Annotated in this window: 8 protein-coding genes, 2 tRNA genes and 2 pseudogenes; 6 read left to right on the top strand and 6 right to left on the bottom strand. The window is 63.9% G+C overall.

The window, feature by feature from the left end:
• The first annotated feature begins 95 nt into the window (after window positions 1–95).
• Together B1400_RS01770 and B1400_RS01765 are read left to right on the top strand one after the other, a co-directional pair.
• Window positions 96–169, top strand: a tRNA-Ile gene (locus tag B1400_RS01770).
• A 32-nt stretch (window positions 170–201) separates the two neighbouring features.
• Window positions 202–274: transfer RNA gene (locus tag B1400_RS01765), tRNA-Ala, on the top strand.
• A gap of 123 nt (window positions 275–397) precedes the next feature.
• Here B1400_RS01765 and B1400_RS01760 read toward each other — a convergent pair.
• From B1400_RS01760 to B1400_RS10105, 5 genes and pseudogenes are all read right to left on the bottom strand, one after another.
• Window positions 398–1,198, bottom strand: coding sequence for a transglutaminase family protein (locus tag B1400_RS01760; RefSeq protein ID WP_095612758.1), 801 nt, complete (start codon window positions 1,196–1,198; stop codon window positions 398–400).
• Between the two features lie 69 nt (window positions 1,199–1,267).
• Window positions 1,268–3,367, bottom strand: a pseudogene (locus B1400_RS01755) (circularly permuted type 2 ATP-grasp protein); the annotation flags it as partial.
• A 241-nt stretch (window positions 3,368–3,608) separates the two neighbouring features.
• Complete coding sequence (locus B1400_RS01750; protein ID WP_201260176.1) at window positions 3,609–4,010, bottom strand: ester cyclase; 402 nt, start codon at window positions 4,008–4,010, stop codon at window positions 3,609–3,611.
• A gap of 62 nt (window positions 4,011–4,072) precedes the next feature.
• On the bottom strand, window positions 4,073–5,311 hold the full coding sequence (locus B1400_RS01745; RefSeq protein ID WP_235607261.1) for a hypothetical protein: 1,239 nt from the start codon (window positions 5,309–5,311) through the stop codon (window positions 4,073–4,075).
• 18 nt (window positions 5,312–5,329) lie between these two features.
• Window positions 5,330–5,413: pseudogene (locus tag B1400_RS10105) on the bottom strand (zinc ribbon domain-containing protein); the annotation flags it as partial.
• Between the two features lie 597 nt (window positions 5,414–6,010).
• Here B1400_RS10105 and B1400_RS09575 point away from each other — a divergent pair.
• Complete coding sequence (locus B1400_RS09575; protein ID WP_095612755.1) at window positions 6,011–8,236, top strand: DUF2207 domain-containing protein; 2,226 nt, start codon at window positions 6,011–6,013, stop codon at window positions 8,234–8,236.
• Window positions 8,237–8,369: 133 nt separating this feature from the next.
• Here the strand turns inward: B1400_RS09575 and mscL are convergent, their stop codons facing one another.
• Window positions 8,370–8,855 (bottom strand): large conductance mechanosensitive channel protein MscL, encoded by a 486-nt coding sequence (mscL, locus tag B1400_RS01735; protein ID WP_095612754.1) that lies wholly within the window; start codon window positions 8,853–8,855, stop codon window positions 8,370–8,372.
• A 534-nt stretch (window positions 8,856–9,389) separates the two neighbouring features.
• On the opposite strand from mscL, the gene B1400_RS01730 reads away from it, so the two are divergent.
• The 3 genes from B1400_RS01730 (at window position 9,390) to trhA (ending at window position 13,149) form a co-directional block, all read left to right on the top strand.
• Window positions 9,390–10,619 (top strand): MFS transporter, encoded by a 1,230-nt coding sequence (locus tag B1400_RS01730; RefSeq protein WP_095612899.1) that lies wholly within the window; start codon window positions 9,390–9,392, stop codon window positions 10,617–10,619.
• Window positions 10,620–10,845: 226 nt separating this feature from the next.
• Entirely contained in the window at window positions 10,846–12,192 is a 1,347-nt protein-coding gene (gdhA, locus tag B1400_RS01725; RefSeq protein ID WP_095612753.1) for an NADP-specific glutamate dehydrogenase, read from the top strand.
• 111 nt (window positions 12,193–12,303) lie between these two features.
• Complete coding sequence (trhA, locus tag B1400_RS01720; protein ID WP_095612752.1) at window positions 12,304–13,149, top strand: PAQR family membrane homeostasis protein TrhA; 846 nt, start codon at window positions 12,304–12,306, stop codon at window positions 13,147–13,149.
• The last annotated feature ends 449 nt before the right edge of the window (window positions 13,150–13,598 follow it).

Raw genomic sequence — 13,598 nt, 5'->3', positions numbered from 1 at the left:
CGCAGCCCGCGACGACACGCCGAACGATGATCAATTTGCGCAAGTACACTCCGAAGAGTATTCTCTTTATCTGTTGCGTCTAGCGCAATCGGATCGGGCCCGTAGCTCAGGTGGTTAGAGCGCATCCCTGATAAGGATGAGGTCGGAGGTTCAAGTCCTCCCGGGCCCACGTGGGGAGCATTCTCACGTGTTCCCCCGTTCGGGGCTATAGCGCAGCTGGTAGCGCATCTGCTTTGCAAGCAGAGGGTCCCCGGTTCGAACCCGGGTAGCTCCACTCGCGGTAACCGTTGAAAACATTGGGTTTTCAGCGGTTTTTCTGTTTTATCCGGCAGCTGCGAGGCCTGTTCGGGCAGACTGCGACGGCGCAAGCATCACGCTCACGCTGCGCACAACCGCCCTACACGAGGCTCTCATGCACGGACGCGTTCACCCACTGGGTCTGCGCCACATTGTCGCCGGAGAAGACGCCGATGTCGAGCATGCAGTCGCGGTAATCACGGCCATGCGCGATGGTGATGTAATTGTCGTCGACCATACGGTTATGCGTGGGGTCCAGACCGACCCAACGGCGGTCGCGATACACCTCGACCCACGCATGCGTCGCCCCTTCCCCGTCGAGCAATCCCGCGATATAGCGGGCGGCGATGCCAAGGTCGCGGCATACGGCGAGCATCACATGCGCATAGTCCTGGCAGACGCCCTTGCGTTGCGCGAACGCCTCTTCGGCGGTCGTCTGCACCGTGGTGGATCCGGGAGTGTAGTCGAACGACCGATACACCTCATCCATGATGACACTTGCACGGTCCAGCTCATCGGCGCCATCCCCCAATGCATCGATTCGGGTGCGGCAGCGCACGATCAGCGCTTCGATCGCCGGCCCCGGCTTCGTCAACGCGGACGGGAAGCGGTACAACGGCTTGAACGGCTCCTCCTTGATGTTCGCGTTGTCCACGAACGCGATGCCGGTCACACGATAGCCGAACTCGCTGTGCGCCTGCGGCATGTAGCCGGTCATGACGAGCGAACCGAAGGAATCGATCGTCGACTCGAGCTCCACCTGCGGCTCCATCTGCACATCGACGTCGATGACCTGCTGACGAGGACCGGTCACCGGGGCGCAACGCAACTGGAAACGGTGTTCGGTCACCGGCGCGCTGAACGTCAGTTTCATCTCATACGCAAAGGTCAATTTCTTCACGCGACACACCTTATATCATGCACACAGATGCCCAGTCGAATCGGTCCGCAGACCAGACAGCATGGCGGCCAAAGCCTCGGAAATCGGCGCGTAGCCGCGCACCGAGGTCTGTTCGACGAGCCACACCAAACCGGATTCAAGGCATTCGGGCATCTGCAGACCATCCAGCACCTGCACATAGGTGGTCATCTTGCGCAGCGGCGCGTCGAGCTCCTGCGCCGAAAGCCCGAAACGCGTATACAGATCCACCCGTTCCAGATACTTGCCGAGGAACAGCAGCGCCTTGAGCGGCGCGTCGATCTGCGAATCCTCGATGCCGCCCCAGAAGGACAGGATGAGGTCGGCGAGGTCGCGATGATCATACAGATCGTCGGCATGCGAGGAATGCGCGGCGGCCTCGTCGATCCCACCCATCGCCAGCTCGATGTACTGCAACAGCCGCGAGCCGAGCTCCGGACGCAGCGGCACGGCGTTCGTGAACGCGCGGCGGATGGCGGAGCGAATCGAGTCGGGATTCTCGCCGTCATAAAGGAACGACGTGATGAACGTGTCGAAATCAGCGAAATCCTGCGGAAGGTCGAGCGCGCTGGCGAACGGGCGGAACGCGTCGACGTCGGTGTCCATGACACGGTCATAGAACGGCAGGAACGTGTTCAACGTCGTGAACACGCGCTCGCTGTAGCGGCCGAGCCAATATAAGTTCTCCACTTTCGACTTCGTGATGAGGGCGCTCGAACGCGCGGCGGCCGATTGCGCGGACGTGCGGACGCTGGCCGGCTTGATCAGTTCGACATGCGGCGACGTGTCGTACTCCACACCAGTGTCCTTCGCGAGCACCCATGTGTCCTTGAATCCGCCGCCCTGCGACGAATTGACGATCATCTGCCCCGGCACGGACGAGTAACGGGTGAGACCGGAATACCAGACATGCGTGTTCTGCCCTGTGAGCACGAACGCGCGCAGATCGCATTTTCTGGGCGTGCGCTCGCCCGTGTCGGGATCGATGACGTCGATGTCCTTGAATTGGATGACTTCCTGCGCGATGAAACGGCGTGGCTCCTCGGCGATCTTCGTGGCGAGGTCGCGACGCTGCCCGCGGTCGAGCGACGAACCGAACACGACGCCGTAGCCGCCTGCCTCGGCGACGTCCTTGATGACGAGCTCGCCGAGTCGGTCCATGATCTCCTTGCGATCCTGTTCGAACAGCGGCATGTAGGTGGGCGCGTTGTTGAGCAATGGCTCCTCATGCAGGTAATAGCGGATCATCTGCGGCACGAAATAGTAGATCGCCTTGTCATCGGCAACGCCGTTGCCCGGCGCGTTCACGATGGCCACATTGCCGGCGCGGTAGGCGCTCAGCAGCCCGGGGACGCCGATCACCGAATCAGGGTTGAACGCAAAGGGGTCAAGGAACTCGTCGGACAGACGTCGGTACAGGACGCCGACGCGGTGGCGACGCCCGGCGTAATCAAGGAAGAACAGCCGGTTGTCGACGACCTCGAGGTCTTCGGGGAACACAAGCGTGGCACCGGTCTTCTCGGCGAGATACGCGTGTTCGAAGAACGCCGAGTTGTAGCGGCCCGGCGACAGCACGACGGCCATGCCTTCGGTCGAGACGAAAGCCATCGATTTGCGCAGCAACCGCGGATAGTCCCGGTTGTCGCGCACGCGCACGTCGCGAAACAATCGCGGCGTGGTGCGGCGCTCGATGTCACGGGCGAACAGTGGATAGCTGGCGCCGGAGGGGATGCGCAGATTGTCCTCGAGCACCCACCAGGCGCCGTCCTCGCCCTGTACGAGATCCTCGCCGGCGATGTGCGCGAAGACGCCGCCGGGAGGCGTCACGCCGTTGACCTGCGGGAAATAACCGGAACAGGTGTAGACGAATTCCTCGGGAATGATGCCGTCGCGCACGATGCGCTTGTCCGAATAGATGTCGCGCAGATAGGCGTTGAGTGCGTTCACGCGTTGCTTGAGACCGGCTTCGAGCTGATCGAACTCATCGGAGCCGAGGATGCGCGGGATCGGATCGTAGGGAAAGAGCTGATCCTGGTATTCACCGTTCTTGTAGATGCCGAACCGTACGCCGTTGCGCGCCAGTTCGCGATTGAGCGCGTCGCGCCTGTTGACGAGTTCGTCCGCCAATTGCTGTGCCGCTGAAATGACCATGGCCTTCTCCCATCCATTCCATATTTATGCATGTACATGCCCTCTGTATGGATTATCGCGTCCTGTAGTAGTGCTGCGTTCCGGTATAGGAAGAGGAAATTACCTGTAACCATTGATTTTGTTACGGTTATGCTTCGCCGTCATGGGCGTCTGCATGAGCCAGGACGCGCACGGAGCTAATCTGTGAGCGATATCCAATGCGCGGATGCCGCCCAACGGCCCCGGCATCGACGACCGTCGTCTACTCGGTGAGCATCGCGACGATCTGCGCTTCGGGCCAATATCCCCACGACTCCACGATCATCCCGTCGACGACGCGGAAGTTCTCGAGCGCCTCGAACGCGATCCGGCGTCCGGTCGGCGCGACCCCGCAGCATTCGCCGATCTGACGGCCCTCATACCGGATGCGCGTGGACACCATCGCACCGTCTGCGAACACGTCCTCAAACGTCAGCCGCAAATCGTTGAACATACCCTCGACGACGCGCAGGATCCCCACGGCATCCGCGTTGCTGCGCGCTCCAGCAGGACTGTGATCCACATAGTCCTGCGCCACGAGATCCATTACACGGTCATAATCGTGATCGATATATCCCGCGGTGAAGAACTCGCGCACCACCGCTGTTGTTTCATCCATCGCCATATCGTCCATCCTTACTTTATGCCTCACTTTATGCGTATTCGGCATCCCTATCCGCGCAACCCTCATCTGTCCGCGCCGCCGCGGGCATACGGTGCCGTCAGCGTCGGCGCCGTCTCCTCCAGAATCGGGTCGCATGAGGCATGGTTGGTCTCCGGATACGTTAGTTCGATCATGCTGATGGCCTTCTCCCCGATGACCTCCCTCACGTAATGCACATCGCCGTCCTGCGCCCAGGTGGCGACCATGACGTCGCCTTTGACAAGACTGTAGCTGACGTCATGCTCGCTCTTGTACATCGCGAGCTGCTGCTGCGGCGTCGTGTCCAGAGTGTTATGCATCGCGCTGACGGTGATGCGCATGTCCAGATCCTTGTTCACGAACGTCCGGCCGGCTCCGTTGTCCGGGGCGGGCGTCACGATCGCGAAATCCTCGGGGATCCGCACGCCGAATCCGTAGCGCGCGTTGATGTATTCCCGCTTGCCGTCCTTCGGATAGGACAGCCAATCCCCGTCGATGTTCTCGCCGTCTGCGCGCGTAGACGAAGTCGTCGATTCCTGATCGTCGTTCGTCCGCTGCGCCTTGCGCGCCTCCTCTTCGGCCGCCTGCCGCTCCTCCTCTCGCTTCTCCTCGGCGGCTGCATCGGCGGCTTGCTCATCGGCTTTCTGCTGCGCCTTGCGCGACGCCTTCACCGCCTCGGCCGCCTGGGCGACGGCCTGCGCATCCTTGCGCTGTGCGTCGGCGCGCGAACGCGCCTGCTGCGTCACGTAGTCGAGCACGTCCTTATGCGCGTCCGCCGCGCAGGTCAGGCCGATTTTGTCTCCGGAGAGCTTGTGATAGCGATCGATTGCATCCTTGAGTTCCTTGACCGTATCCTCGTCTGCCACATCATCTGCCGACAACGTTTCCAGTTCATGCGCCTCATCGACTTCCCGTTGTGCGGCCGCATACTGGTCCTCGAGTTCCCGCACGGCGGCGTTGCAGGACTCGCGTGCTTGCGACAATTCCGATTGATGCCGCCGATTCCAGATGAAACCGCCGACCGTCCCGATGACGATGACGACGGCCGCGATGATCGCCGTGATGATGACGGCCTTTCCGGCGCCACGCGCATGCCGACCGTCATGAGGCGGTTCAGGTTGCGGCGCCGGGGCCGGCACATTCACGACTGGCGGCGCGGACTGTGTGGCCGGCGTGGACTGTGCGGGCGGCGCCGACGGTGCAGGCGGCACCGACGGCACGAAGGTCGCCGTCTCATCCATGAAGGACGTCATGCCCGTCGCGACACGCGTCCGATCCGGCATCGGCGCATCCTCAAGCGGCATCCCGCAATTCGTGCAGACTGCGGCATCCGCCGAGACGTTCATGCCGCAATTCGGACACGATTCCCATTCCGACTGCACCATCCTTGTCCCCTTCCCTATCCGTTCGCGGCCTGCTCACCACGACAGCCTCCGCTCCTTCCCGCCAATATACCGCCGTTCCAACCCATCAAGCCTCCGCCGTCCCATCCGTCTCCGTCCCACTTCATCGACCACCTCGACGATTCCACCCACGGACCGGTCTGTCCGCGTCCCAACTCATCGGCACCATCGACGAACCGACCCGCAAAAGACCCCATCTCCGACCCAATCCGTCGAACCTCCCGATGAACCGACCCACTGCGTCCCAGCCCATCGACACCGCCGACGAATCCACCCACAACCAAGCCCATCTCCGGGCCATTCCGTCGAACCGTCCGACAAACCGACCCACTGCGTCCCAACTCGTCGGCCAACCCGACGAGCCCACCCGCAAAAGACCCCATCTCCGACCCAATCCGTCGAACCTCCCGACAAATCGACCCACGCGACCACCTTGCGCCTACAACGGCATTCTCAGGAGATGGACTTGCAGCCGCGCTCCGCTCCCCCGTATGCCACAATCTTCATCATTTACAACATCGAACGTCCACACGAGCAGAGGCCGGGCATGCATACCCAAGAAAGGCGCCGGCAACCATCATGAGCAGCAGCACACATTCCCGGCGGTCATGCAAGCACAATCTTCTGCTGGCCGTCGTCACGACGATCCTCACCGCCCTCCTCCTCGGTTTCGCCGGCACCGTCATCCTCGCCGGTATCGCGAACAGCGGCCGTGACGCGCGCATGGCCTACCGCACGCTCGACTACGACGTCACCGTGCAGGACGACGGCAGCCTGCGCATCGTCGAGACGGTCGACGTGCGGCTCGACAAGCAGAAGAACCACAAGCCGTGGCGTCAGATCTACCAGCGCTACACGCTCGACTCCAACCAGCTGACCGGCATCAGCGGCATATCGGTGGAGCATCTCGACACCGGCGACATCTACACGCAGGGCGACATCGTGCAGCCGAAGGACGTGCGCCGCGCCCACGGCTGGAACAGCGAGCACGCCGGCACTTGGTACATCGCGAACGTCGAGAATCCGAAGTCGAAGCAGTCGCCGCTGACCGGGTACACATCGATCGCACCGACCGACAACGTGGCCGATCCGCATAGGCAGACGGTGGAGATCGGCTGGAACATCCCGGAGACGAAACGCGCGTCGAGCATGCGTTTCCGCGTCGAGATGACCTTCGACAACGTTGCGACCTCCTACGACGACGTCACGAAGTTCCAGTGGGAGCCCGTATCGAAGGACAACTCGGTGCCGATCGGCACGCTCACCGCACGCATCCACTACCCGCAGCCGCTCGATGACGCGAATTCATGGGCTTGGCTGCATTTCGAGGGTCCTGATTCGTCGATCGGTCGCATCGACGACGGTTTCGAGTTCCGCGCGCACGACGTCCGCTCGCGCATGTACGTCGACTATCTGAGCATGACCGCGAACGATGTCACGCCGTACGTCATGCGCATGGCGGACACGGCGACGAAGGACGCGACGATCGCCGCCGAAGCGCAGGCGCGCGCCGACTGGGACAGCAGACGCACACGCGACGCCCGGCTCACGATCGCCGGCATCGCCATCGGCGGCGCGCTGTGGCTCGTCTGCGTCGTCATGATGGTTCTGCAATGCCTGCGCATCCTGCGCGGCATCCGCTACCGCGGTCCGATCGAATACTGGCGCGGCGCGCCGGCGATCAGCCCGGGCGCGGCGGCGCGGCTGTACAACATCGTCGTCGACTACGGCAACGGCGAGGCCGCGACGGCGCCTGCGATGGCGGCCACGCTGATGGCGCTCGTCAACAAGCGCATCATCGCCGTCTTCCCCGGCAAGGTCTCGCTGTACAACGGCGAGGACGGGCGACCGCCGCTCGACCTGACGTCGGCGACGCCGTCGATGGCAATGGCACGGCTCAACGCGCTCGACGAGGAGCATCGGAGCAAGGCGATGAAACGGTGCACCTTCGTGCTGCTGCCCGCCGCCTTCGACCAGCGTGACCCCTACACGACGCGGCTGTGCGCGTCAGAACGGGCGCTGCTCGACATCCTGGTGGAGATCGGCGAGCGGACGGGGAGCAACGTCTTCGACACGAAGCAGATGAACAAGGCGGTGCGTAAATGGAAGCAGGCGCGCAAGCGTTTCCAGCAGTTCACGCAGACCTGCCGCGGCGAACTGCAGCATGTGCATGCCGTCAAGGTGTCCGATCGCGCGCTGCACTGGTGGGGCGCCGGCGCGATCGCGTCGCTGCTGTTCGTCTGCGTGCTGCTGTGCTTCGGCGTCGGAGAGGTCGTGTTCACCGGCATCGTCGCCTGCGCCGCGTTGGCGTTGACGCTGTTCCCGCTGATCCGCGCGCCGAAGTACACGCTTGATCCGCAGGGTGCGAAAGTCGCCGGCCAGGTGGAGGGGTTGGCGCGCTATCTGCTTGATTTCAGCCATTTCCAGGACCGTACGATGCTCGATGTGACGTTGTGGGGCGAGTATCTGGTCTATGCGACCGCCTTCGGCATTTCGAAGGACGTCGTCGCGCAGTTCGCGAGCGCCGCCGCCGAATTGCGCGACGCCGCATGGCTCGACGCCCACGCCGACATGGCCCCGGTCCTCTACTGGTCGATGTGCACGACGACGTCCGGCGCCGCGTTCACGAACGATGGCGGCGCAAGCGTCGGCGGCGCGTCGTTCTTTGATTTCGGCGCGCAGATGGGTTCCAATTTCTCATCGATGATGTCGGCGGCCTCAGGCGGTGGATCATCGTCGGGCAGCGGTTTCGGCGGTGGCGGTGGCGGTGGCGGCGCCGGCGGCGGATCGTTCGGCGGTCGCTGACCGCGCCTCCCTCCCCCGGCCTCGCGCGGCGATCGGCCGCATCAGGGATATGGCATGGGCAGGCGCCCGCGTTCGGGGCGCCTGCCCATGCAATGCGGCCGCATATGCGGCCTGTACGGCGAAAAAGCGGCAGTTACTTGGTTTCGGCCGCTGCCGTGGACGTGGCGGCGGTGCCGGCGTTCTGCTGCGCGGCGAGCGAGTTGCGGATGTCCTGCAGCAGGATGACCGTCTGCTCTTCGGGGCTCAGGTCGGGCTCGGAGGCGGCGACGTCCTCGTCGTTCTTCTTCACCTTCGCCATCGCCTTCTCGCTCATGTCGCGCAGCTTGTTGATCGGCACGACGATGCAGAAGTAGACGGCGATGGCGATGATCAGGAAGTTGAGCAGCGCGTTGAGCACGGCGCCGAAGGAGATGACCGAGTTCTCGCCGGCCCAGTTGGTGATCGTCCAGTTCCATGTCTTGCTCAGGTCCGGCTTGCCGAAGATGGCGGCGACGAGCGGATTGATGATGCTGTCCACGAGCGCGTTGACGACGCCCGTGACCGCGGCGCCCATGACGACACCGACAGCCATGTCGACCATATTGCCGCGCGCAATGAATTTCTTGAATCCGTCCAACATGATGCTGACTCCTTTTTCAGTGTTCCGACGGGTGATGGCCGGACATCCGTCGGCGCCCCGCCTCACGACGCGGGGAAGGGCGGGAATCGGCGCAATGACGACCACGTACTGCCATAGTAGGCGACTCGACCACGGGAACATGTCCATATCGGCGGAATCGCCGCCGACTTCCGCGTTGCGCGCATTGTCGCCGATGTACGCAACAATCCCGGATTCATGAATCCGCCGGCGCCGGATCGCGCGACGGCGACTGCCGTGTCAGGCGCATCGCGAACAGCACGGTCGCCGACGCCCCCTGCGCGCCTACAATAGCGACGCCGCTCTGCATGACGCCACCGACTCGATCGGGGCGCCGGGTTCGTCATCGCGATCGGTCGCGCTTACGGCCGTGCTTGCCGAGGCGGCGCGGCGGCGGCCCCGGATCCGCGCGGTTTGACGTCCATCGGGCGTCCGTCGAAAGGAAGCTTCCATGTCCCATGCATCCAAGTGCGCCGTCGTCGCGCCGACGGACGACGCAACGAACGGAGGTCGTCGATGAGCGGGCGCGCGCCGTCCGACGGCTATACGCGGCGCGACGGCGACGGCCGCAAGGAGCGTCTGATCACGCGCGACGTGGCGCTCATCATGGCGGCCACGTTCTTCTTCATGACGGCGAGCATGATGAGCGGCCCGATCATCGCCGGCTTCGCGCACACGCTCGGCGCGAACGGCGCCTTGATGGGGTTCATCGCCGGCGCATTGTCGCTGGCCGCGCTGTTCTGCCGCCCGGTCGCCGGACGGCTGTCCGACCGTACGAGCAAACGCGTGCTCGCGGTCGTCGGCGGCGCGCTGTACCTGATCACGAACGTCTGGTACGCGTACGCGTCGAATCCAGCGTCGCTGCTCGCCGCACGCATCGTCAACGGCGTCGGTTTCGCCTGCATCTCGGTGTGCCTGTCCACATGGCTGTCGACGCTGCTGCCGTTGTCGCGCATGGGTGCCGGCATGGGATTGTACGGGACGATGAACGCGTTGGCGCAGGCCTTCGGCCCCGATCTGGGCATCCGCATCTCGAAGGCGGTGAGCTACCGCGCCGCGTTCCTGACGGCCTCGGCGATGGCGGTGCTCGTCGTCGTCTGCGTGCTGTGCATCAGGGACGCCGGCCGCCCATACGCCGCGCGGACGGCCGAGAAGGGACGCCGTCTGCGGCTGAGCGCGCTGTTCGAACCGAAGGTGATCCCGATCGCGCTGATCTTCATGATGTTCGGCATCCCCTACTTCGCGAACCAGTCGTTCATCGTCGACTACGCGGCCCATATGCAGGTGCCGTTCGGCGTCTCCGTGTTCTTCCCGATCTACGCGCTCGTGCTGCTCGCCGTCCGCATCGTGCTGCGCAACTGGTTCGACACGAAGTCCTTCCTGTTCTTCCTGATGCTGTGCACGGTCGGCGACGTCGCGATGCTGCTGTCGCTCGCACACCTGCGCAGTTTCTGGATGCTCGCGCTGGCGGCGGTCATGACGGCCGGCGGCTACGGGCTGATGAGCTCGGTCACGCAGGCGAAGGCCGTGCTCATCGCCGGCAAGGCACGCAGCGGCATGGCGAACACGACCTACTACGCCGGCATCGATCTGGGCATGTTCCTCGGCCCGCTCATCGGCGGCTTGCTGTTCGGAGGCGTCCCGATCGCCTGGTTCTACCCCGCGCTGCTCGTCACGATGCCGATCGCGTGGGCGATCTACCTGCCGTTCCGCCGCACGATCAACGGCGCGCTGCCCCGATCGTGACGGTCGCGTCCGTCTCTCTCCCCCCCCCCCGCATCGCGACCAACCGGGGCGCGGCGCATATCACTCCCGTCCGCGTTCCCCGTCGCCTGCAACCAACCCGGACGCCGCGACGGATGACAGCGTTGGCAAAATCACCTTCCAAAACATGAAACATGCTTGTGTGCGCGTTTTCGCTGTCTTTAGAATGATGCTGTTTTGTCCGTATCCGACATCAGAAAGAGGAACAATGCTCACCGATGAGTATGTGAAGCGCGTCTATGCCAAGGTCGAAGAACGCGACCCCGACCAGAAGGAGTTCCTGCAGGCCGTGCAGGAGGTGTTCGAGAGCATCGAGCCGGTCTTCGCGAAGCATCCGGAGTACGAGGCGGCGGGCGTCCTGCAGCGCTTCGTCGAGCCGGAGCGCCTCGTCAAGTTCCGTGTGGCCTGGGTCGACGACAACGGCGACGTGCAGGTCAACCGCGGCTACCGCGTCCAGTTCAACTCGGCGATCGGCCCGTACAAGGGCGGCCTGCGCTTCCACCCGACCGTCACCGAGAGCGTCATCAAGTTCCTCGGCTTCGAGCAGATTCTGAAGAATTCACTGACCGGCCTGCCGATGGGCGGCGGCAAGGGCGGCGCGGACTTCAACCCGAAGGGCCGTTCCGACGCCGAGGTCATGCGCTTCTGCCAGGCCTTCATGACCGAGCTGCAGCGCCACATCGGCCAGTTCACCGACGTGCCGGCCGGCGATATCAACGTCGGCGCCCGTGAGGTCGGCTACCTCTTCGGCCAGTACAAGCGTCTGCGCAACGAGTTCACCGGCGTGCTCACCGGCAAGGGCCTCGAGTTCGGCGGTTCCCTCGCCCGCACCGAGGCGACCGGCTACGGCCTGTGCTACTACACGCAGGAGGCGCTGCGCGTGCTGCGCGACGATTCCTTCGAGGGCAAGACCGTCGCCGTCTCGGGCTCCGGCAACGTCGCGATCTTCGCGATCGAGAAGGCCACCGAACTCGGCGCGAAGGTCGTCACCTGCTCCGATTCGAACGGCTACATCTACGATCCGAACGGCATCGACCTCGACGTCGTCAAGGACATCAAACTCGGCCACCGCGGCCGCATCAAGGAGTACGCGGACCGCGTCGCCGGCGCCGAATACCACGAGGGCTGCAGCGGCGTGTGGACCGTCAAGTGCGATATCGCACTGCCGTGCGCGACGCAGAACGAGATCGACGGCACGTCCGCGCAGACGCTCGTCGACAACGGCTGCACCGTCGTGTGCGAGGGCGCGAACATGCCGTCGACGCCGGACGCGATCGCCGTCTACCAGAAGAACCATGTGCTCTACGGCCCGGCGAAGGCCTCGAACGCCGGCGGCGTTGCCGTCTCCGGCCTCGAGATGAGCCAGAATTCGTACCGTCTGTCGTGGACCTTCGAAGAGGTCGACGAGCGCCTCAAGGACATCATGAGGAACATCGTGTCCGAGTCGCTTGACGCGGCGAAGGAATACGGCCATGAAGGCGACCTGATGTTCGGCGCGAACATCGCCGGCTTCGTCAAGGTCGCCGACGCGATGGTCGCCCAGGGCATCTTCTAAGACCGCCCGCGACGCGTCGCATCCATACGCGAACCACCCGTATGCGCGGCCGTTCCCCGTCAGAGGAACGGCCGCGCATTTTTTCCCGTGCACGAACCTATGCTAGGAGGCATGGTCGGCGAGAACAGCAGAAAACGGAGGAATCAGGTGCGCGCGGTCTCCCAGAGCCACCGCCCCATCTACAACATCCCACGCTCGGACGATGACGAACCGCGTCGTCCGCGGAAGACGGTCACGGCGAAGAAGCTCAACGAGCAGAAGCGGCGCACCGTGAGATTCAGCGAATGGCGCGAGCGCCGGCGGAGCCTGCGCGCGAAGCCGAAGCTGCGCGGCTGGCTCCATCTGGTCGCGTTCCCGTTCTCGATCGCCACGTCGGTCATCCTCATCTGCCTTGCACCCGCCGGTTGGATGAAGGTCGGCATCAGCGTCTACGGCGCCACGATCATGCTGCTGTTCGGCAACAGCGCGGCGCTGCATCTCGGGCATGGCCATTTTCCCAAGCGCGTCGACGATGTGCTGTGCCGCATCGATTATTCGAACATCTTCCTCGTGATCGCCGGCACCTGCACGCCGTTCCTGTTCGCGCTCAACAACAAGCCGTTGTGCTGGACCTACATGGGCATCCTGTGGGTGACGGCCGCGGTGGGCACGATCGTGCATCTGCTGTATCCGGTCGGCCTCGATTGGCTGTTCACGATCGTCTACATCATCCTCGGGCTCGCGCCGATCACGATCATCTACTTCTTCTGGACGTCACCGTTCATCGGCCCCGTGCCGACGATTCTCGTCATCTGCGGAGGAGCCTGCTACATCGCCGGAGCCGTGTGCTTCGCGCTGCGCAAGCCCAACCCCTTCCCGCGCTGGTTCGGCTACCACGAGCTGTTCCATCTGGGCACGATCGGCGGATACGTGTGCCACGTCATCGCGCTGTTCGTGGTCGTGCTGCAGATGCGCTGACGGCACGGCCGTATCGCCGGGCACGAGATCCCACGGCATCCGGTGCATGACGATCCACCAGAGCACAAGCGCGGCCGTCAGATACCAGAACCAGCGGTCGGCTCCGGTGTTGAGCAGGACGAACCAGGCGCCGAGCACAAGCGTGCGGACGGCGTAGAACAGCATGCGACGCCAGCCGGTACGCGACGTCGTCTCGATCGTCATGCGCGTGTACGCGCCGCCGAGCGTGCGGCCGTCATGACGCCACGGACGCCACACTTCGAAGACCAGGAACAGGGCGCCGGCGAGGATGCCGGGCACCCAGCGCACGCTGTCGCTCGAGATGAGCAGCGCACCGACCGCATAGTGCGTGTCGTCGAGCGCGACCGCGCACTTGTAGAACACATAGGTGAGCAGCAGCACGAGCGCATACAGGATGACGTCCATGATGATGACGTCGATCGCGAGCG

Origin of the sequence: Bifidobacterium italicum, assembly GCF_002286915.1 — a bacterium.
Taxonomy (GTDB): Bacteria; Actinomycetota; Actinomycetes; order Actinomycetales; family Bifidobacteriaceae; genus Bifidobacterium; species Bifidobacterium italicum.
Note: the sequence above shows the minus strand (reverse complement) of the source record. Positions and strands in the feature narration are given on the sequence as shown.